This is a genomic window from Aliiroseovarius sp. (assembly GCF_030148435.1).
In the GTDB taxonomy this organism is placed as follows: Bacteria; Pseudomonadota; Alphaproteobacteria; order Rhodobacterales; family Rhodobacteraceae; genus JASBTN01.
The window spans coordinates 16035-36352 of the sequence record NZ_JASBTN010000030.1 but is presented as its reverse complement, the minus strand read 5'-3'; the positions used below and the strand labels follow the sequence as shown (position 1 = coordinate 36352).

The 20318-nt window shown below is 64.0% G+C and carries 23 protein-coding genes; 19 read left to right on the top strand and 4 right to left on the bottom strand.

Going from position 1 to position 20318, the window contains the following annotated elements; translation table 11 throughout:
• Positions 1 to 5: 5 nt before the first annotated feature.
• Positions 6 to 491: a flavin reductase family protein gene (locus tag Q1V43_RS05675; protein WP_300515056.1), complete on the bottom strand. Its 486-nt coding sequence runs from the start codon at positions 489 to 491 to the stop codon at positions 6 to 8.
• Between the two features lie 255 nt (positions 492 to 746).
• Between Q1V43_RS05675 and Q1V43_RS05670 the strand changes: the two genes are divergently transcribed.
• Positions 747 to 3164 (top strand): FAD-dependent oxidoreductase, encoded by a 2418-nt coding sequence (locus tag Q1V43_RS05670; protein WP_300515053.1) that lies wholly within the window; start codon positions 747 to 749, stop codon positions 3162 to 3164.
• 62 nt (positions 3165 to 3226) lie between these two features.
• On the top strand, positions 3227 to 3826 hold the full coding sequence (locus Q1V43_RS05665) for a dimethylsulfonioproprionate lyase family protein (protein WP_300515048.1): 600 nt from the start codon (positions 3227 to 3229) through the stop codon (positions 3824 to 3826).
• Between the two features lie 9 nt (positions 3827 to 3835).
• Here Q1V43_RS05665 and Q1V43_RS05660 read toward each other — a convergent pair whose 3' ends face one another.
• The 3 genes from Q1V43_RS05660 to Q1V43_RS05650 form a co-directional block, all read right to left on the bottom strand.
• Complete coding sequence (locus tag Q1V43_RS05660) at positions 3836 to 4894, bottom strand: YeeE/YedE family protein (protein WP_300515045.1); 1059 nt, start codon at positions 4892 to 4894, stop codon at positions 3836 to 3838.
• Between the two features lie 44 nt (positions 4895 to 4938).
• Positions 4939 to 5307: a metalloregulator ArsR/SmtB family transcription factor gene (locus Q1V43_RS05655; protein ID WP_300515042.1), complete on the bottom strand. Its 369-nt coding sequence runs from the start codon at positions 5305 to 5307 to the stop codon at positions 4939 to 4941.
• Positions 5308 to 5406: 99 nt separating this feature from the next.
• Positions 5407 to 5808 carry a thioredoxin family protein gene (locus Q1V43_RS05650; protein ID WP_300515071.1) on the bottom strand — a complete coding sequence of 134 codons (402 nt, stop codon included), beginning with the start codon at positions 5806 to 5808 and terminating at the stop codon, positions 5407 to 5409.
• A gap of 86 nt (positions 5809 to 5894) precedes the next feature.
• On the opposite strand from Q1V43_RS05650, the gene Q1V43_RS05645 reads away from it, so the two are divergent.
• The 17 genes from Q1V43_RS05645 to sulP all read left to right on the top strand — a co-directional run bounded on the left by Q1V43_RS05645 (position 5895) and on the right by sulP (position 20251).
• On the top strand, positions 5895 to 6632 hold the full coding sequence (locus Q1V43_RS05645) for a cytochrome c biogenesis protein CcdA (protein WP_300515038.1): 738 nt from the start codon (positions 5895 to 5897) through the stop codon (positions 6630 to 6632).
• Between the two features lie 113 nt (positions 6633 to 6745).
• Positions 6746 to 6880, top strand: coding sequence for a hypothetical protein (locus Q1V43_RS05640; RefSeq protein WP_300515035.1), 135 nt, complete (start codon positions 6746 to 6748; stop codon positions 6878 to 6880).
• A gap of 215 nt (positions 6881 to 7095) precedes the next feature.
• Positions 7096 to 7566 (top strand): sulfur oxidation c-type cytochrome SoxX, encoded by a 471-nt coding sequence (gene soxX, locus Q1V43_RS05635; protein ID WP_300515032.1) that lies wholly within the window; start codon positions 7096 to 7098, stop codon positions 7564 to 7566.
• Between the two features lie 44 nt (positions 7567 to 7610).
• On the top strand, positions 7611 to 8027 hold the full coding sequence (gene soxY / locus Q1V43_RS05630; RefSeq protein WP_300515029.1) for a thiosulfate oxidation carrier protein SoxY: 417 nt from the start codon (positions 7611 to 7613) through the stop codon (positions 8025 to 8027).
• A 23-nt stretch (positions 8028 to 8050) separates the two neighbouring features.
• Positions 8051 to 8380 (top strand): thiosulfate oxidation carrier complex protein SoxZ, encoded by a 330-nt coding sequence (gene soxZ / locus Q1V43_RS05625; RefSeq protein WP_300515026.1) that lies wholly within the window; start codon positions 8051 to 8053, stop codon positions 8378 to 8380.
• Positions 8381 to 8406: 26 nt separating this feature from the next.
• Positions 8407 to 9276, top strand: coding sequence for a sulfur oxidation c-type cytochrome SoxA (gene soxA, locus Q1V43_RS05620; protein WP_300515024.1), 870 nt, complete (start codon positions 8407 to 8409; stop codon positions 9274 to 9276).
• Between the two features lie 92 nt (positions 9277 to 9368).
• Positions 9369 to 11066 carry a thiosulfohydrolase SoxB gene (gene soxB, locus Q1V43_RS05615; protein WP_300515022.1) on the top strand — a complete coding sequence of 566 codons (1698 nt, stop codon included), beginning with the start codon at positions 9369 to 9371 and terminating at the stop codon, positions 11064 to 11066.
• A 36-nt stretch (positions 11067 to 11102) separates the two neighbouring features.
• Positions 11103 to 12383, top strand: coding sequence for a sulfite dehydrogenase (gene soxC, locus Q1V43_RS05610; protein ID WP_300515019.1), 1281 nt, complete (start codon positions 11103 to 11105; stop codon positions 12381 to 12383).
• Positions 12367 to 13452 carry a c-type cytochrome gene (locus tag Q1V43_RS05605; protein ID WP_300515016.1) on the top strand — a complete coding sequence of 362 codons (1086 nt, stop codon included), beginning with the start codon at positions 12367 to 12369 and terminating at the stop codon, positions 13450 to 13452. The genes soxC and Q1V43_RS05605 overlap by 17 nt, the downstream gene beginning before the upstream one ends.
• Before the next feature lie 246 nt (positions 13453 to 13698).
• Positions 13699 to 14304: a c-type cytochrome gene (locus tag Q1V43_RS05600; protein ID WP_366146208.1), complete on the top strand. Its 606-nt coding sequence runs from the start codon at positions 13699 to 13701 to the stop codon at positions 14302 to 14304.
• A gap of 38 nt (positions 14305 to 14342) precedes the next feature.
• Positions 14343 to 15617 (top strand): NAD(P)/FAD-dependent oxidoreductase, encoded by a 1275-nt coding sequence (locus Q1V43_RS05595; RefSeq protein ID WP_300515010.1) that lies wholly within the window; start codon positions 14343 to 14345, stop codon positions 15615 to 15617.
• A 55-nt stretch (positions 15618 to 15672) separates the two neighbouring features.
• On the top strand, positions 15673 to 16119 hold the full coding sequence (locus Q1V43_RS05590; protein WP_300515007.1) for a DUF302 domain-containing protein: 447 nt from the start codon (positions 15673 to 15675) through the stop codon (positions 16117 to 16119).
• 248 nt (positions 16120 to 16367) lie between these two features.
• A complete protein-coding gene (locus Q1V43_RS05585; protein ID WP_300515004.1) occupies positions 16368 to 16790 on the top strand; it encodes a YeeE/YedE family protein in 423 nt (140 codons plus the stop codon).
• A gap of 4 nt (positions 16791 to 16794) precedes the next feature.
• On the top strand, positions 16795 to 17244 hold the full coding sequence (locus Q1V43_RS05580) for a DUF6691 family protein (protein ID WP_300515001.1): 450 nt from the start codon (positions 16795 to 16797) through the stop codon (positions 17242 to 17244).
• A 9-nt stretch (positions 17245 to 17253) separates the two neighbouring features.
• Positions 17254 to 18141, top strand: coding sequence for an MBL fold metallo-hydrolase (locus Q1V43_RS05575; RefSeq protein ID WP_300514999.1), 888 nt, complete (start codon positions 17254 to 17256; stop codon positions 18139 to 18141).
• On the top strand, positions 18138 to 18488 hold the full coding sequence (locus Q1V43_RS05570) for a TIGR01244 family sulfur transferase (protein ID WP_300514997.1): 351 nt from the start codon (positions 18138 to 18140) through the stop codon (positions 18486 to 18488). Before Q1V43_RS05575 ends, Q1V43_RS05570 begins: the two co-directional genes overlap by 4 nt.
• Positions 18485 to 20251, top strand: coding sequence for a sulfate permease (gene sulP / locus Q1V43_RS05565; RefSeq protein WP_300514995.1), 1767 nt, complete (start codon positions 18485 to 18487; stop codon positions 20249 to 20251). Before Q1V43_RS05570 ends, sulP begins: the two co-directional genes overlap by 4 nt.
• The last annotated feature ends 67 nt before the right edge of the window (positions 20252 to 20318 follow it).

The following is a 20318-nucleotide window of genomic DNA, read 5'->3' as shown; positions in this document are numbered from 1 at the left end:
AGCCGCTATTTCACCGTGCCGTAGGTGCCACCCAGAAAGGCCAGCGGCACGGCCTCTTCGGTGGTCACGCGGGTCACGCGGCCCAGCACGATGGAATGGTCGCCGGCCAGGGTCACGCTCTCGGTCGCGCATTCCAGCCGCGCCGCCGTGCCGTGGATGAGCGGCATGCCATGCGGGCCGGAGGTCCAGTCACACAGGTGAAACGGCTGGGCTTCGCGGGCAAACGCCTCCGACAGGGGGCGCTGTTCGGCGGTCAGGATATGAATCGCGAAATGGCTGGCCTGCGCAAAGGCGTCATGCCGTTCGGACACCAGCGCCGGGCACCAGAGCACCAGGGGCGGGTTCAGCGAGACCGAGGTAAAGCTGTTCGCGGTCATGCCGATCGGTCCGGCCTCGGTGCCGGTGGTTATCACGGTCACGCCCGTGGCGAACTTGCCAAGGGCGGCGCGAAGCTCGATCGCGTGTTCCGGGCCGGGGTTGAAGCTGTTCATGGTCGTCCTGTTGCGCGCAGATAGCAGAGCGTTTCAGGCGCGCACCCTACTGTCGGCGGGCGGGAAGGAAAAGGGTGAATTGGGCCAATCTGTCGCAGCGCGGCCGCAAGGGATTCCCGGCCTGCGCCCTGGGTGGTCCCGCCGTCCGCACGGTTTCATGTGCCAAAAACGGCATTTCATGTCGGGAAGCGGCGCAGGGTCGGAGAATCCGCCGTTATTCTGACCTTCAGGATCGTTATTCGGGAGATTTTGGGCATGAAGACCCAGGCAAAGGTCGTAGTCATTGGCGGGGGCGTCGTCGGCTGTTCGGTACTCTATCACCTGGCGCGGGGCGGCTGGACCGACGCGCTGCTATTGGAACGGTCCGAGCTGACCTCGGGCTCCACCTGGCACGCGGCGGGGGGCATGCACACGATCAACGGCGACCCCAACGTGGCCAAGCTCCAGCAATACACGATCGACCTTTACAAGGAGATCGAGGAACTGTCCGGTCAGGCCACCGGCGTGCACCTGACCGGGGGCGTGATGCTGGCGGCGACAGAGGCGCGGATGGACTGGCTCAAGGGGCTGGTTGCCAAGGGACGCTATCTGGGCATCCAGGCCGATATCATCACCCCCGAGGAAGCTCATGAGGCGATGCCCCTGCTGGATCCGTCCAAATTCGTCGGCGCGGTGCGCACCTATGTCGATGGCCACCTTGACCCCTCGGGCGTGACCTATGCCTATGCCAAGGCCGCGCGCAAACTGGGCGCCAGCATCGAGACCCACACAAAGGTCGAGGCAATCACCCGTCACGAGGACGGCTGGAAGCTGACCACGAACAAGGGCGAGGTGATCTGCGAACACGTGGTCAACGCGGGCGGGCTCTGGGCACGGGAAGTCGGGCGCATGGTCGGGCTGGAGCTGCCGGTCCTGGCGATGGAACACATGTATCTGCTGACCGAGGACATGCCCGAGGTCGCCGAGATCAATAAAAGGACCGGCACCGAAGTGCTGCACGCGGTCGATTTCGACGGGGAATTGTACCTGCGTCAGGAACGTGGCGGCATGCTGATGGGCACCTACGAGAAAGCCTGCGTGCCCTGGTCGCCGAAGCAGACGCCGTGGAACTTCGGTCATGAGCTGTTGCAGCCGGATATCGAACGCATCGCGCCCTCGCTCGAGGTCGGGTTCGAGCATTTCCCGGCGTTCCAGAACGCGGGCATCAAGCAGATCATCAACGGGCCCTTCACCTTCGCGCCCGACGGCAACCCGCTGGTCGGCCCGGTCAGGGGCCTGCCGGGATACTGGTGTGCGCTTGGCGTGATGGCCGGGTTCAGCCAGGGCGGCGGCGTGGGGCTGGCGCTGGCCAACTGGATGATCGACGGCGACCCCGGGTTTGATGTCTTTGCCATGGATGTGTCGCGTTTCGGGGACTATGCGACGCTCGCCTATACCAATGAAAAGGTTCAGGAAAACTATTCGCGCCGCTTCTCGATCCGGTTCCCGAACGAAGAGCTGCCGGGTGCGCGCCCGCTGAAGACCACGCCGATCTACGACCTGCTGGCCGCCAGGGGCGCCCGGTTCGGTGTCGCCCATGGGCTGGAGGTGCCGCTGTGGTTCGCGCCCGAGGGCGTCGAGGACGAGTTCAGCTGGCGCCGCTCGACCGATTTCGACTCGGTGGGCGCCGAAGCGCGCGCGGTGCGTGACAGCATCGGCCTGATCGAAACCTCGGGCTTTGCCAAATACACCGTGACCGGGACGGGCGCGCAGGCCTGGCTGGACAGGATGCTGGCCTGCAGGATCCCGGCCGAGGGCCGCATGACGCTCGCCCCGATGCTAAAGGACGATGGGCGCGTCATCGGGGATTTCTCGCTCGCCAATCTGGGCAATGGAGAGTTTTTCATCGCCGGCTCCGGTGTGGCCGAGGATTACCATATGCGTTGGTTCGACCAGCATATGCCGGGCGATGGTTCGGTATCGCTCGTCGCCCATGGCGCGAACATGGTCGGCCTGTCGATTGCCGGTCCCAATGCCCGCAAGCTGCTGGAAAAGTTGGTGGATCGCGATCTGGACGCGTTCCGCTTCATGGATATCGCGCGCATGGACGTGGGCATGGCGCCCTGCCTGGTCGGGCGCGTCAGTTACACCGGCGATCTGGGCTACGAGCTGTGGATGGAGCCCGCCTACCAGCGCTATGTCTATACCCGGCTGATGGAGGCAGGTGCCGAATTCGACATCCGCCCGGTCGGCATGCGCGCGTTGAATGCTCTCAGGCTGGAGAAGAACTTCGGTTCCTGGGCGCGGGAGTTCCGCCCGATCTATACTGCCGACGAATGCGGAATGGGCCGCTTCGTGGCGCTGGGCAAGGAGGCGGAGTTCATTGGCAAGGCCGCGGCCAGGGCGCATCGTGACGACGGCGGCAAGCTGCGGCTGGTGAGCTTTGTGATCAATGCAAAGGACGCCGATGTGATCGGCGACGAGCCGATCTGGAAAGACGGCGCGGTGGTCGGTTGGGTCACGTCGGGCGGCTATGCCCATGCTTCCGGCGTCTCCGTGGCGATGGGCTATGTCCCGCGCGAACAGGCGGGCGAGGACAGCGGCTGGCAGGTGGAGCTGCTGGGTGAGCTGCTGGAAGCCCGTCCGGAGCGGGTGGCGCTGTTCGACCCGGACGGCGCACGCATGCGCGGCTGAACTTGCACAGGACCGGGCGCCCTAAAGCAGGCCGTTCCCGGCGTCCCAACAGGGAGGCACCCATGTCGATCGATGCCCGCTGGCGGACTCTTCTGTCCGCCGCCCGTACCGCCCATGACAGGATCCCGGCGCTGGGGAACTTCTGCCCGTTCCCGGAGGATCTGCGCCCGGCAGAACCCGCGCCGCATCACATTCCGGCCTCGGACCTGCTGGTGGCCGATCGCGGGCTCTATGCGGGGGACGCCACCCGCCCGTTGCGCGATGCTTTCACCGCCGTCGCCCCCATCGCCCAGTGGCGCGAGACCTACAGGGGCACGGGTATCGGCGAGGATTTCCTGTCCCGCTTCGGCTGCTATTGCCTGATCGGACAGGGCGGTGCCTGGCGCAGCGGGCGGATGGCGGCCTATGTCGTCTACATGCCGCCGGGGCTGCATTACCCCTGGCACCATCACCCGGCCGAAGAACAGTACCTGGTCTTGGGCGGCGAGGCGCGGTTCATGCGAGGGGGGGAGCCGGACGAGGTGCTGCGGCCAGGTGACGTCAGCTTTCACGCCTCGAACCAGCCCCATGCGATGGAGACCGGGGATCATCCGGTCATGGCCTATGTGCTCTGGCGTAACGGATTTCAGACCGCGCCGGTGCTGTCCGGAGATGTGACCTGACCGGCGCGATCACGCGGCGGGCGCGAATCCCGAGATGAGCTGGCGCAGACCGATCGCCGCTCCTGCCAGGATGGCGAGGAAAGTCACCGGGGCGGACCAGGCCAGCAGCGAAAAGGCGGAAAGCCCCTGGCCGATCGAACAGCCCACCGCCAGTACCGCGCCCTGACCCATGATCACCGCGCCCAGGATCTGGCGTTTCAGCTCGCGCGGGTCTTCGCAGGCCTCCCAGCGGAAATGGCCCTTGAAGAGCGAACCCAGGAAGGCGCCCAGCAGCACCCCTGCGACAGAACCCACGCCGAAGTTCACGTGGTTGCCGGACGAGGTCATCAGGTAGAGGATCGTATCGCCCAGCGGGGCAGAGAATGTGTGGCTTTCCACCGGGATGGCCGAGAATCCATTTTGCAGGATGAACCAGGTGCCGGCCCAGCCGGTGATCACGGCAACGCCCGCCATCGCAGCCCAGAAAACCTCCTTGTGGGCCGCGCGGAGCTCGGCAGAGGTGAACATGGCGGCAAAGATCAGCGCGCCGGTCAGCAGGCCCAACCCCGCGACCGGCAGCCCGGTCCAGGCGGAAATGCCATGGGCAAACCCGGGCAGCGGGCCGTCGATCACATCCATTTCGGGAAAGATCGCCACGCGCAGCGGAGAGAGAGGGCCGGAAATCGCCACATAGGCCGACAGCCCCATGACCAGCACGATGACAAAGGCCCGCAGGTCGCCGCCGCCCAGCCGCGCCAGCGCGCCGTAACCGCAGTTGCCCGACAGGGCCATGCCATAGCCGAACAGAAGCCCGCCCAGGATCGAGGCCAGCGGGTTCCATTGCTGACGAAGATAAGTGGCCTCTTCCGCGCCCAGCCAACCCAGGCCGATCAGGGCGAAGGAGCCCATGACCGCCACGCCGATGGCGATGCCCCACATGCGCATGCGCAGGGATGATCCGGCATAGAGCATGTCCTCGATCGCGCCCAGGGTGCAGAACCGGCCCAGCCGGGCGGCGAGGCCCAGCAAAAGCCCCCCGAACAGCCCGACAAGGGCCGCGAGGCTGGAGTCACTGATCCAATCGAACATGTCTTTTCTCCCGTGCGCCCAGCAGCAGCCACCGGGAGCCCGGCCTATTCGGCCGCTTTCGCCCGGGGCGCGTCGTCGTCCTCCTCGGCGCAGAACATCTCGTAGATGGTCTCGAGGATGCGTCGCGGACGGTCGTCGGTCAAGGAGTAGTAGATCACCTTGCCATCGCGTCGCGGCGTCACCAGCCCTTCGAGGCGCAGGCGCGCGAGCTGTTGCGACACGGCGGCCTGACGGGCGTGCAGGAGCTGTTCCAGCTCCGTCACCGATTTCTCACCAGTGACCAGATGGCACAGGATCATCAGGCGGCCTTCATGAGAGATCGCCTTGAGCAGATTCGACGCATCACAGGCGCTGGCCATCATCTTGTCCAGCTCCTCGGGTGCCATGTCCTCTCGGATCACCGGCAGTGCCATATCGTCGTCCTTTCCGCTCTCAACACGATTTACCCCCCATACAGCAACGGGGGCGGGGGGTGCAACCGGACCGCAGGTCGCAGTCTCCGGGGTGTGGCTTCAACCCTGCACGGGGTCGAACCCCAGGTGGTCGGCCAATATCCCACCAAGCAGGCCCCAGAAGAAGTCCTCGCCCGGATATCCTTCGATCCGCGCCAGTTCCCGGCCATCCTCGACCAGCACGAAAGTCGGGGTGAACAGCACCGGCCGGGCAAAGGCAATACCGGAGGTATCGTCGCGGGTTTCGACGATTTCCACCTTGCGCAGCGGAGCCAGCTGGCCTTCGGGCGTCTTGGGGTAGATCGCGCCCAGCTCGGCTTCCCACCGGGCGCACCACACGCAGCCGGATTCCTCGACCATGACCAGTTCGGCGGCACGGGCGGGCAGGCCAGCGGTCAGGCCTGCGGTCAGGGTGGTCAGGGCCAGCGCCGCCGCAGCGGCAAGTTTGCGAAAGAGCGCCATCATCTTCCCGTATCCATGGTTCCGGCCAGTTGACCGGGATGTTCAAACTATAATAACTGAATATGTGCAACAATCAAGGACCGGTCATGTTCGACATCTCCCTTGCCGGGGCCGCGCTGGCCGGATTTCTGAGCTTTTTCACCCCGTGCATCCTGCCGATGGTCCCGTTCTACCTAAGCTATATGGCGGGTCTTTCCATGTCCGAGCTGACCTCGGAGGGCGAGATCGCCCCGGGGGCGCAACGGCGTATGGTCACTTCGGCGGTGATGTTCGCGCTGGGTGTCTCGACGATCTTCATGCTGATGGGTATGGGCGCCACCGCGCTGGGTCAGGCCTTCGCGCAGTGGAAACAGGTGCTGGCCTATGCGGGGGCAGGGCTGCTGTTCCTCTTCGGGCTGCATTTCCTGGGTGTGATCCGCATCGGCCTATTCAACCGTGAAGCCCGGATGGAGAGCAGATCCGAGCCCACGACGATGATCGGCGCCTATCTGATGGGGCTGGCCTTCGGGTTCGGCTGGACCCCCTGCGTGGGCCCGGCGCTGACCGCGATCCTGATGATGGCGGCAGGCATGGGGTCACTTGCACAGGGGGCGGGGCTCCTGGCGGTCTACGGGCTGGCGATGACCGTCCCCTTCGTGGTGGCCGCGCTGTTTTCCCGGCCTTTCCTGGCCTGGATGGCGCGCAACCGGCGGCACCTTCCGATGGTCGAGAAAGCGATGGGCGGAATGCTGATCCTGTTCGCCGTACTGATCGCCACCGGGTCAGTGAACATGATTTCGAACTGGCTGATCCGGACCTTTCCGGGGTTTCTGAATATCGGGTGAATTGGCGCGTTTCACGCCCCGGGTGGGGGCAACTTGCGACAATTCGGAGCATTGGTCGGCGGTGTCGAAGTGACCGTTTCGACGGCGATATGCGCGCGGAAAAGGATATGGCGATGAATTCGGGAATCATGTTCACACCGCCCCTGATGTTCTTCCCGAAAACGGTGGACGACAGTCTGCCGGCAAGCGCCGCAGCGGTGGTCCAGAGCCCCGGTGCCTGCGAGGTCGGCACCGCAGGCACCTTCTGAGCCGGACGGTGGAAGCGGTCCCCCTGAGAGAGGATAATTTCCAGAAATATCATGCCCGTAAGATCAATGGCCACCGCGCCGAGAACCCGTGATCTCCACCCCTCGAAGCGCCGGTTCCGGGCTGCCGGAAGTCAAGAATTCACAAAATCGAATTCGTTGTTGCGAATATATCTGGCCCTCGCTACGTTATGTCGCACAACGTCATGGGAGGAAACATGAAGCGGACAATGATCGCGCTCGCCGCCTTGCTTGCAGGGCTGGGATCGGCGCATGCCGAGATGGTGGCACCGGAGGATGTCGTCTGGACCGACGGAGCCATTGAACAGTCGCTGACCGGCGTACCGGGCAATGCCACCGAAGGGGCCAAGGTCGTCTCGACCAAGTCCATGGGCAATTGCATCGCCTGCCACGAAATCACCGACCTGGCCGAGGTGCCGTTCCACGGCGAGGTGGGACCGCTTCTGGACGGGGCCGGAGACCGCTGGTCCGAGGCCGAATTGCGGGGCCTGCTGACCGACGCCAAGATGGTTTTCGACGGCACGGTGATGCCGGCATTCTACAAGACCACCGGCTTCAACCGCCTGGGCAAGGCCTATACCGGCAAGGCCCATGAAGGCGAGGTCGAACCTCTGCTGACTGCCCAGCAGATCGAAGATGTGGTCGCCTATCTGATGACGCTGAAATAAGCGGCCCGGATCGGCGAAACCCGAATACTTTCAAGGAGAAACTGATGAAACTCACGCGACGTGATGCATTGGCGATCGGCCTCGGGGCCACCGCCGTTGCCATGCTGCCCCTGCGCGCCAGCGCCGCCGCCGAAGAGGCGATCGCCGCCTTTACCGGTGGTGCCGAAGTGGGTGCGGGCGACATTACCCTGACCGCCCCTGAAATCGCCGAGAACGGCAACACCGTGCCGGTGTCGGTGGAGGCGCCCGGTGCGGGCTCGATCATCATTCTGGCCACGGCCAACCCGACCCCGGGTGTGGCCCGGTTCAACTTCGGCGAAGCCGCAGGCAGCCAGGCTGCCTCGACCCGGATCCGCCTGGCGGGCACCCAGGATGTGCTCGCCATCGCCCAGATGGCCGATGGCAGTTTCATCCAGACCAAATCGACCGTGAAGGTCACTATCGGCGGCTGCGGCGGCTAAGTAGTTATAAGGAGAACGCAACCATGGCAACCGGTGTCAAACCCCGCGTTAAAGTCCCGAAAACCGCCGCTGCCGGCGAGACGGTGACGCTGAAAACCCTGATCAGCCACAAGATGGAAAGCGGCCAGCGCAAGGACGGCGACGGCAACGTGATCCCGCGCTCGATCATCAACCGCTTCACCTGCGAGTTCAACGGCAAGCCGGTCATCGACGTGACCCTCGAACCGGCGATCTCGACCAACCCCTTTTTCGAATTCGAAGCCGTGGTCGATGCCGAGGGTGAGTTCAAGTTCACCTGGTATGACGACGACGGTGACGTCTACGAAACGGCGAAGTCGATCAAGATCGCCTGAGGAGGGCGAGCAGGGAGGAGAAACGTATGAAAAGCCAAGCGCATAAAAGCATCGCAGGCATCGCCACAGCGATCGTCGCCGCCTCGGTCATCGGGGCCGGAGCAGCCTTCGCCGACGAAGAGGCCGAACTGACCGTCAACGGCGAAATCGACATGATCACCAAGACTGCCGCGCCTGCGCATCTGTCCGACGCGCTGGACGAGGTCCTGTCGGGCTGGCGGTTCCGTTCGGACACCACGCAGGACATGCAGATGGACGACTTCGACAATCCGGGCATGATCTGGGTCGAGGAGGCGCGCGAGAAATGGGCCACAGCCGAAGGCAGCGAGGGCAAGTCCTGCATGGATTGCCATGGCGAGCCCGAGGATATGTCCGGTGTGAAAGCCGTCTATCCCAAGTGGAACGAAGGGGCCGGTGAGGTCTATACGCTGCAGATGCAGATGAACGAGTGCCGCACCGATCGCATGGGCGCCGAAGCCTGGGACACCGACAAGGGCGACAGCATTCCGATGGAGGCGCTGCTGGCCTCGGTTTCGCGCGGATTGCCGGTGAATGTCGCGATCGACGGGCCGGGGCAGGCGACCTGGGAGAAGGGCCGCGAGCTTTACTACACCCGTACCGGTCAGCTGGACCTGTCCTGTGCCTCGTGCCACGAGGAAAACTACGGCAACATGATCCGCGCCGACCATTTGTCGCAGGGCCAGGTCAACGGTTTCCCGACCTACCGTCTGAAGAACACCAAGCTCAATGGCGTGCAATCGCGGTTCAAGGGCTGTGTTCGCGACACCCGCGCGCAGACCTTCAGCCCCGGATCGCCCGAATTCGTGGCGCTGGAAATGTATGTCGCCTCGCGTGGCAACGGTCTGTCGGTCGAAGGCCCCTCGGTCCGCAACTGAACTCTGACCCCGCGCGGCACGGGCTGCGCGGGGTTTTTCGCATCTGAACGCATTCAGGAATCCGCATATGAGCGGAAAAGAAGGACACACGCATGATCTCTCGTCGCGATTTCCTCCAGGTGGGCATGGCCGCCTCGGCCATGGTCGGCGCCTCGGGCTTCGGCAACTGGGCGCGGCTGGCCGCGCAACAGAGCCTGACCCAGGACCAGCTGCTCGGGTTCGACACGTTTGGCAATGTCAGCCTGATCCATGTGACCGACATCCACGGCCAGCTGATGCCGATCTATTTCCGCGAACCCGAGATCAACCTGGGCGTCGGCGCCGCGCGCGGCCAGATGCCCCATGTCACCGGCGCCGATTTCCGCCGCGCCTATGGGATCGAGGATGGATCGCCCTCGGCCTACGCGATGACCTACAACGATTTTTCCGCACTGGCCAAAGGGTACGGCAAGGTCGGCGGGCTGGACCGCGTGTCCACGGTGATCAATGCGATCCGCGCCGACCGCCCCGACGCGCTGCTCTTGGACGGTGGTGACACCTGGCACGGTTCCTACACCTGCTTCCAGACCGAAGGGCAGGACATGGTCAACGTGATGAACGCGCTGAAGCCCGATGCGATGACCTTCCACTGGGAGTTCACCCTGGGCTCGGACCGGGTGAACGAGCTGGTCGAAAGCCTGCCCTACGCCGCATTGGGTCAGAACATCTTTGACGCCGAGTGGGACGAGCCGGCCGAGCTGTTCAAACCCTACAAGTTCTTTGAACGCGGGGGCGTGAAGGTCGCCGTGATTGGCCAGGCTTTCCCTTATATGCCGATCGCCAATCCGCGTTGGATGTTTCCCGAATACAGCTTTGGCATCCGTGACGAGAACATGCAGGCCATGGTCGATGAAGTGCGGTCGATGGGTGCGGAATGCGTCGTCGTGCTGTCGCACAACGGGTTCGACGTGGACAAGAAGATGGCGGGCCGCGTGACCGGCATCGACGTGATCCTGTCGGGCCACACCCATGACGCTCTGCCCGAACCGGTGCAGGTCGAACAGACCTTCATCGTCGCCTCGGGCTCGAACGGCAAGTTCGTGAGCCGCGTCGATCTGGATGTGCGCGACGGCAGGATGATGGGGCTGAAGCACAAGCTGATCCCGATCTTCTCGGACGTCATCGCGCCGGATCCGGTCATCACCAAGGTGATCGAGGACCAGCGCGCGCCCTATGCCGACCAGCTGTCCGAGGTGATCGGTCGCACCGATACGCTGCTGTATCGCCGGGGCAATTTCAACGGCAGCTGGGACGACCTGATCTGCGACGCGCTGATTTCCGAACGCGAGGCCGATATCGCCATGTCGCCCGGCGTGCGCTGGGGCCCGTCGATCCTGCCGGGTCAGGAGATCACCCGCGAGGATATCTGGAACGTGACCTCCATGTCCTATGGCAAGGCGTACCGGACTGAAATGACAGGAGAATTCATCCATACCATCCTGGAAGACGTGGGCGACAACCTGTTCAACGAAGACCCCTATTACCAGCAGGGCGGCGACATGGTGCGTATCGGCGGCATGGGCTACCGCATCGACATCACCAAGCCGCAGGGCGAACGCATCAGCGACATGACCCTGCTGAAGACCGGTGAGCCGATCGACCCCGCCAAGACCTACGTGGTCGCCGGCTGGGCCTCGGTCAACGAGGGCACCGAAGGGCCGCAGATCTGGGACGTGGTGGAAAATCACATTCGCAAACAGGGCACTGTCCAGCTGGATCCGAACAACTCGGTCCAGGTGGTGGGCGCCTGAGCACAAGAACGACGACGCATTGAGGAGATTTGACAGATGTCAGATGAATTCGAAGGGGCGAAGACCTCGCGCCGCAGCTTTCTGACCGGCGCCGCCGCGGCAGGTGCCGCGATGGGCGCCGCCACGTCCGCGCAGGCGGCAGGCGACCCGCTGATTACCGAAGTGCAGGACTGGGCTGCCGGCCTGGGCGACGGCGTGGATGCTTCGCCCTATGGCCTGCCGATCGAGTTCGAAAAGGACGTGGTGCGCCGCAACGTGGAATGGCTGACTGCCGACACGATCAGCTCGATCAACTTCACGCCGATCCACGCTCTGGATGGGACCATTACCCCGCAGGGCTGTGCATTCGAGCGCCACCATTCCGGTGCGATTGAGCTGCGCAAGGAAGATTATCGCCTGATGATCAACGGGTTGGTCGATACGCCGCTGGTCTTTACCTATGCGGATCTGGAACGTTTCCCGCGCAGCCAGAAGACCTTTTTCCTGGAATGCGCCGCCAACACCGGCATGGAATGGGCGGGGGCGCAGCTCAATGGCGCGCAATACACCCATGGCATGATCCATAACATGGAGTACATCGGCGTGTCGCTGCGCACCCTGCTGGAAGAGGCAGGGCTGGGGGCCGCCGGGGACATCAGGGACAAGTGGGTCTATGTCGAAGGGGCGGATGCTTCGTCGAACGGCCGCTCGATCCCGTTGGAAAAGGCGCTGGACGACTGCATGATCGCCTTCAAGGCCAATGGCGAAGCCCTGCGCAAGGAGCACGGCTACCCGGTGCGCCTGGTCGTGCCCGGCTGGGAAGGCAACATGTGGGTCAAGTGGTTGCGGCGCATCGAGGTGATGGACAGGCCGGTTGAAAGCCGCGAAGAGACCTCGAAATACACCGACACGTTGGAAAACGGCACCTCGCGCAAATGGACCTGGGTGATGGATGCCAAATCCATCGTCACCTCGCCCAGCCCGCAAAAGCCGATTGCCCATGGCAAGGGGCCGCTGGTCGTCACCGGCCTGGCCTGGTCGGGCCGCGGTGCGATCACCGCGGTCGACGTGTCGCTGGACGGCGGTGTTTCGTGGCAGGAGGCCCGCCTGGCCGAACCCGGCAAGCCGATGGCGCTGAGCCGCTTCTATCTGGATATCGACTGGCAGGGGGAAGAGATGTTCATCCAGTCGCGCGCCATGGATGAAACAGGCTACGTCCAGCCGACCAAGGCGCAGTTGCGCGAGGTGCGTGGGCTGAACTCGATCTATCACAACAACTGCATTCAGACCTGGCACGTGAACGCCAACGGGGAGGCCAACAATGTCGAAGTTTCCTGAACTGGCGCTGGCGGCCGCCCTTGCGACCCTGACAGCGACGCCCTTGCTGGCCGAGAAGCTGGGGATCGGGCGCCCGGCGACGCCTGACGAAATCGCCGCCTGGGATCTGGACGTGTTCCCCGATGGCTCGAACCTGCCTGCGGGGCAGGGCGATGTCTGGACCGGCGAAGAGGTCTTTGCGGAATACTGCGCCGCCTGTCACGGCGATTTTGCCGAAGGTGTGGACAACTGGCCGAAACTGGCCGGTGGCGCCGACACACTGGCCGACGAAGACCCGCTGAAGACCGTGGGCAGCTACTGGCCGTATCTTTCGACCACCTTCGATTACGTGCGCCGGTCGATGCCCTTCGGCAATGCGCAGTCGATGACGGATGACGATGTCTACGCGATCGTGGCCTATATCCTCTATTCGAATGACCTTGTGGACGATGATTTCGTCCTGTCGAAAGAGACCTTCGCGGACGTGGTGCTGCCCAATGCCGACGGGTTCATTGTCGATGACCGTGCCGAGACCGAACTGCCCGGATTTACTGACCGCTGCATGGCCGACTGCAAGCCGGCTGCGGTGGAAATCACCACCAACGTGGTCTTTCCGGGCGATCCGAACTCGGGCACGGATGCAACACCGATCAGCCAGGCTGTAATGGGCACGGCCCCTGCCGCCGTCCCGGAAGCCGCCACGGAACCCGAGACCGAGGCAGCCGTGGAACCGGTCGCCGAGCCTCCGGCCAAGCCGATGATCCTGGATGCCGCTCTGGTAGAAAAGGGCGCCAAGGTCTTCAAGAAGTGCAAGGCCTGTCACAAGGTCGGGGAAGGCGCCAGGAACGGCACCGGGCCGGTGCTGAACGGCATCTGGGGGCGTACCGCTGGCAGCTACGAAGGGTTCAAATACTCGAACGTGATGGCGGATGCCGGGGGAGGAGGGCTCACCTGGGATGCCGAAACGCTGGCGGGTTATCTTGAAAATCCGCGCAAGTACCTGAAAGGCAACAGGATGTCCTTCGCCGGTCTACGCAAGGAAGGCGATATCGCGGCGATCCTCGAATACCTGAAATCAGTATCGCAGTAACAGCCGGGCCGGGTGGGGAAGCCCCCTCCCGGCCTCTTCGCGCCGACGGGGTGCCCGAGCGGTGAACAAGAAAACCGAACTGGGTGCATGGATCGAGAAATGACTGAAGCAGCGGACAAGGAATCGCGCCACCACAGGTGCCGGAGGGGAAAGATCCGCGCGACGGTTGCGTCGGCCCTTGTGGGCGCCGCCCTTGGAGCCCCGGTCCTTGCGAATGAATTCGGCGATCCTGAACAAGGTCTCAGGGTGTTTGACGACTGCAAGTCCTGCCACGCGGTGGGCGAGGGGGCAAAGAACCGCGTCGGCCCGCACCTGAACGGTGTTTTCGGACGACGCGCCGGGGCCGAGGACGGGTTCAGCTACTCCAATGGTCTGGCCCGCATGGGCCGCAAGGGGCTGGTCTGGGATTTCGACCTGCTCGACCGCTATATCGAGAACCCCAAGGCCTTCGCCTCGGATACGCGCATGGCCTATCGCGGCTTGAAGGATGAACAGGACCGCGCCGACCTTCTGGCTTTTCTGCGCCAGTATTCGGACAACCCGGGCGACATCCCCGAGGCACCGCCCACCCTTACCGGCACCGACCATTCCGTTGCGCCCGAGATCCTGGCGATCCAGGGCGACCCGGACTATGGCGAGTACCTCAGCTCGGAATGCACCTCGTGCCACCAGTTGTCGGGGAGCAATGACGGTATTCCCGGCATCATCGGCTGGCCCGCCGAGGATTTCGTCATCGCCATGCACGCCTACAAGGACGAGTTCCGCCCGCATCCCGTCATGCAGATGATGGCCGGGCGTCTTTCGAATGAAGAGATTGCGGCCCTGGCCGCGTATTTCGAGGTCGTGGAGTAACACGGCCCATTGCCCCAAAAACGGGAGGGAATTGGGACATGAAACTGAACAGACGCGGATTTCTGGGTGCCACGGCGGGCGCTGCGGCAGCGGCCAGCCTGTCGGCGCCCATGGCTCAGGCCTCGGGCAGCGGCAAACCAAAGGTCGTGGTGATCGGCGGCGGTGCGGGCGGGGCAACCTGCGCGCGCTACATCGCCAAGGATTCGAATGGCGAGATTGACGTCACCCTGATTGAGCCCACCCGCACCTATTACACCTGTTTCTTCTCGAACCTCTACATGGCGGGTATCCGCGATCTGCGCTCGATTTCCCATAGCTACGGCAAATTGGCCTCGGATTACGGTATCAACGTGGTGCATGACTGGGCGGTGAATATCGACCGCGAGGCGCGCACCGTGTCGCTTGCCGGTGGCGCGACGCTGACCTACGACCGCCTGGTGCTGTCGCCTGGCATCGACTTCGTCGACGGCGCGGTGCCCGGCTGGGACCTGACCCGGCAGAACAAGATGCCCCATGCCTATAAGGCGGGCTCGCAGTCGGAATTGCTGAAGGCCCAGATCGAAGCCATGCCCGAGGGCGGCACATTCGCCATGGTCGCGCCGCCGAACCCGTTCCGCTGCCCGCCAGGGCCGTATGAACGTATCTCGATGATCGCCCATATCCTGAAGAACAGGAACCCGACCGCCAAGATATTGATTGCCGATCCCAAGCCGAAATTCTCGAAACAGGCGCTGTTCCAGGACGGTTGGAGCCGTCACTACGACGGCATGATCGAATGGGTCGGTCCCGACTTCGGTGGCGGCGCCGTCGAGGTCAATGCGGACGAGATGACGGTGAGCATTGACGGCGAGGTGACGAAGGTCGATGCCTGCAACGTGATCCCGGCGATGAAGGCCGGCCGCATCTGCGACATGGCTGGCATTACCGAGGGCAACTGGGCCCCGGTCATCCCCCACACGATGCAGAGCCGCGTGGACGGGAGCATCCACGTGCTGGGCGATGCGTCGAACCAGGGTGACATGCCGAAATCGGGCTTTGCAGCCAACAGCCAGGCGAAGGTCGCGGCGATGGCCGTGCGCTCGGCCCTGACCGGATCAAAGCTGTTCCCGGCCAAGTTCACCAACACCTGCTGGTCGCTGATCGACGAGGGCGACGGCGTCAAGGTCGGGGCCTCCTACGAGGCCACGGACGAGAAGATCGCCAAGGTCGACGGGTTCATCAGCCAGGTGGGCGAGGATGCCGAACTGCGCCAGGCCACTTACGAGGAAAGCGTCGGCTGGTACCGGGGCATGACCTCGGACATGTTCGGCTGATTGAAAATTCCGACAGGGTCACGCAGACCCCGACTTCACACAAGGATATGAAAATATGCGTAAATTTCTGATAGCTGCCGCTGCGATCGCCCTGGCCGCCCCCGCGTTTGCCGATGGCCATGGGGCCGGTCTTGCCACCATCTATGATTTCGACGGCAGCTTCGAAGATGCCACTTTTGCCGTCGAAAGTGCCATCGTCGGTGCCGGTCTGGTGATTGACTATGTCAGCCATACCGGCGAGATGCTGAACCGCACCGGCGCGGATGTTGGCTCGGACGTGAAGATCTTCGAGGCCGCGGACATCTTCCTGTTCTGCTCGGCGGTTCTGAGCCGCAAGGTGATGGAAGCCAACCCGATGAACCTGGCCCATTGCCCCTATGGCATCTTTGTTGCCGAGCGTGAAGACAAGGTGATGATCGGCTATCGCAACTACCCCGAGGGCGAAATGCAGGAGGTGCAGGCGCTGCTGGACCAGCTGGCCCGTGAAGCCGCGGAGAACTGAGCACTTCAGACAGACCCTGTTGGTTTCGGCCCCAGACTGACCCGCGCGCCCGGTTCGCGCGGGTTATTCGTTGGGGATGGTCAAGCAACGGGGCGTGTGAGCCGTCGCTGCAGGCGCTCGACCTGCCAACGGTTTTTTGATCGGGGAAGTATTTCGATTTCCAGATATTGGGCTTGGCCCGTACTTCTGCGGCTGGTACAGTGCCTGCGCGTACAGGCGGGGCGGGATCAGCCCCTGAAAGGAGAGCAATGGAAACCGAATTTACCCCCTTGGCCTCGTTGATCGGCGGGCTTCTGATCGGTGTGGGCACCGTGCTTCTGATGTGGACGCGCGGCAATGTCTTCGGCGCGACCGGCATCCTGTCGGGCGCGCTTGTCGGCCCGGATCGCGGCTGGCGGCTGACGTTGCTTGCGGGCATGATCAGCGGCCCATGGGTCTACAAGCTCGCCACCGGGGCCCTCCCTGCGGTGCAGCCGACTGTCGGCATGGGGGTCATGGTGCTGGGCGGGGTGATCGTCGGCATGGGAGCGACATATGGTTCGGGATGCACCTCGGGCCACGGGGTCTGCGGCATGGCCCGGCTGTCGCCGCGGTCGATCGTTGCGACTCTGGTGTTCATGGTGATGACGGGCGTGACGGTCTATGTCATCCGCCACGTGGTCGGAGGCTAGGCGGATGAAGCACCTGATCCTATATTTCGCCGGCCTGCTCTTTGGTTTCGGGATTTCCATGTCCGGCATGGGCAATCCCGCAAAGGTTCTGAATTTCTTCGACGTGGCAGGCACTTGGGATCCAAGCCTCATCCTGGTGATGGGGGGTGCCCTGGTGACGACCTTCATCGGCTATCGCGTGGTGCTGAAACGCCCGGCACCGGCCTTCGATGCGGCCTTCCACCTGCCCACTTCCCGGGTGATCGATGCGCGGCTCATCGGCGGGTCGGCAGTTTTCGGCATTGGCTGGGGCGTGACCGGCTTTTGCCCCGGCGGAGTGCTGCCGGTGCTGTCGACCGGTGCGCCCTCGGTTCTTTTGTTCACCGGTGCCATGATCGGGGGAATGTTCGCGGCTCGCGCCCTGATCCAGGCCCGGGCCAACCGCAACCCCGGCGTCGCCGGCCCAAATGTCTGAGGAGCTCACATGTCCTACCCGTCCAACATGCAGGTCAAACCCGAGGTAACACCCTTTTTCGACCCTGGGACAAACACGATCACCTATGTGGTCAAGGACCCCGCCAGCACTGCCTGCGCGGTGGTGGATTCGGTCATGGATATCGACTATTTCGCGGGCCGTATCACCTATGACAACGCCGACAAGGTGGTTGAATTCATTCGCGAAAACGGGCTTCAGCTGGAATGGCTGATCGAAACCCACGTGCATGCCGACCACCTGTCGGCCGCGCCCTACATCCAGCGGGAGCTGGGCGGCAAGATCGGTATCGGCGACCAGATCACCGTGGTGCAGGAGACCTTTGGCAAGGTCTTCAACGAAGGCACCGAGTTCCAGCGCGACGGCAGCCAGTTCGATGCGCTCTTCACCGATGGCGATACCTATGAGGTCGGCTCCATGACCTGTGTGGCCATGCACACGCCGGGCCATACCCCGGCCTGCATGGTTCATGTGATGGGTGATGCGGCTTTCGTGGGCGACACGCTCTTCATGCCGGATGCGGGATCGGCGCGGGCGGACTTTCCGGGGGGCGATGCCGGGCAGCTCTACGACTCGATCCAGAAGGTGTTGACCCTGCCCGATGAGACCCGGCTTTTCATGTGCCACGATTATGGCGGGCAGAACGGCCAGCGCGACATCGCCTGGGAGACAACCGTGGGCGAGGAACGCGCCGAAAACATCCACGCCGGCGGCGGCAAGTCGCGTGAGGAGTTCGTCAGGTTCCGCACCGAGCGCGATGCGACCCTGGCGGTGCCGCGGCTGATCATTCCCTCCCTGCAGGTCAACATGCGCGCCGGTGATGTGCCCGAGGATCCCGACGGCAACCCGATGCTGAAAGTGCCGGTGAACAAGCTGTGATTACGGGTCTGGAAGATATCGATGTAAAGGCGCTGGACGACCGCGTCGCCGTCGCGGGGCAGATCCGCGCCGATCACGTACCGGCCATCGCGGCGGCGGGCTTTGCCTGCGTGATGATGAACCGGCCCGCGCAGGAGGAATACGGTCAGCCTGACTGGGGCGAGATTGTTGCCGCCTGCGAAGCCGCCGGGATCGAGGCGCGCTATGTGCCGATGAGCGACCGCGCTTCGGCGATGCAGGCGCTGGAAGGCTTCCGCGCGGCCCTGGCCGAGGTGGACGGGCCTATCTTCGCCTTCTGCCGCTCCGGTGCGCGCTGCGAGATCCTTTATCGGGCGGCGCTTGGATGAGTCTTTCCCGGACGGCGCTCGGCCGCTATGTCCCGATCCTTGACTGGGGCCGCCGGTACGACGGGCGCGCGGCTGGGGCCGACCTGATGGCGGCGGTGATCGTCACCATCATGCTGATCCCGCAATCGCTGGCCTATGCGCTGCTGGCCGGGTTGCCGCCGCAGATGGGGCTTTACGCCTCGATCCTGCCGCTGGTGGCCTATGCGCTGTTCGGCACCTCGCGCGCGCTGGCGGTGGGACCGGTGGCGGTGGTCAGCCTGATGACCGCGGCGGCGGTTGGCGGGCTTGGCTTGCAAGGCCCCGCCGAATACGCGCTTGCCGCCATTACCCTGGCCTTTCTTTCCGGGTTGATCCTGCTGGTCATGGGGCTGTTCCGCCTTGGCTTCCTGGCGAATTTCCTCAGCCACCCGGTGATTGCCGGGTTCATCGCCGCGTCTGGTCTGCTGATTGCGGCAAGTCAGCTCAAGCATATCCTCGGGGTGGAGGCGAACGGCCACAGCCTGCTGGCGATGCTGGGGGGGGTGATCGGCGATCTGGGCCAGACCAACCCGATCACCCTGGCCATCGGCGCGGGCTCGGCTGCGTTTCTGTTCTGGGTGCGCAAGGGGTTGAAACCCTTGCTGATTTCGGTGGGGCTGCCACCGCGACTGGCGGACAGCCTGGCGAAGGCGGGGCCGGTAGGAGCGGTCGCGGTGACGACGCTCTTGTCCTGGGGCTTTGATCTGGCGGGCCGGGGCGTGGCCATCGTTGGCGAAGTGCCCAAGGGCCTGCCGCCGCTGACCCTGCCCAGCTTCGACATGGCGCTCTGGGGGCAGCTTTTTGCCTCGGCACTGCTGATTTCGATTATCGGTTTCGTTGAAAGCGTTTCGGTTGCGCAGACGCTGGCCGCGAAGAAGCGCCAGCGCATCGTGCCGGATCAGGAGCTGGTGGGGCTGGGGGCGTCCAATGTGGCGGCCGCCCTGTCGGGGGGCTACCCGGTGACTGGCGGGTTCGCCCGTTCGGTGGTGAATTTCGACGCGGGCGCCGAGACGCCGGCGGCGGGCGCGTTCACCGCGGTGGGCATCGCCGGGGCGGCGCTGTTCCTGACGCCGCTGCTTTTTTTCCTGCCCAAGGCCACCTTGGCGGCCACGATCATTGTGGCCGTGCTGGGCCTGGTCGACCTCGGCATCCTGAAACGTACCTGGAACTACCACCGCGCCGATTTCACCGCCGTGGCCGCCACCATTGCCCTGACCCTGGGGTTCGGGGTCGAGATCGGTGTGTCGGCGGGTGTGATCCTGTCCATCGCGCTGTTCCTTTACAAGACCTCGCGACCGCATATCGCCGAGGTCGGCGTGGTGCCCGGCACGCAGCATTTTCGCAATATCAACCGGCATGAGGTCTGGACCCACCCTGCGGTGGTGACGCTGAGACTGGATGAGAACCTCTATTTCGCGAACTCCCGGTTCATCGAGGACTACCTGCTGGAGCGCGTCGCGCGCGGGGGGGTGCGCCATGTCGTGCTGATGTGCTCGGCGGTGAACGAGATCGACCTGTCGGCGCTGGAGGCGCTGGAAGAGATCAACCGGCAGCTGGCCGATGAGAGCGTGACCCTGCACCTGTCCGAGGTAAAGGGCCCGGTCATGGACCGCCTGTCGCACACCCATTTCCTGGCCGATCTGACCGGCGAGGTCTTTCTGACCCAATATATGGCGCAGGCCACCCTTGGGCCGGTCGAGGGCTGCCCCCATTGGCGTGACGGCGGGCGCGAGAACGTGGCGTAACAGGGAAGTGGGATTTATTGAACGCTTGTGCAATTCCTGCTACGCCGGGCCCAACCGGATGAGGGAG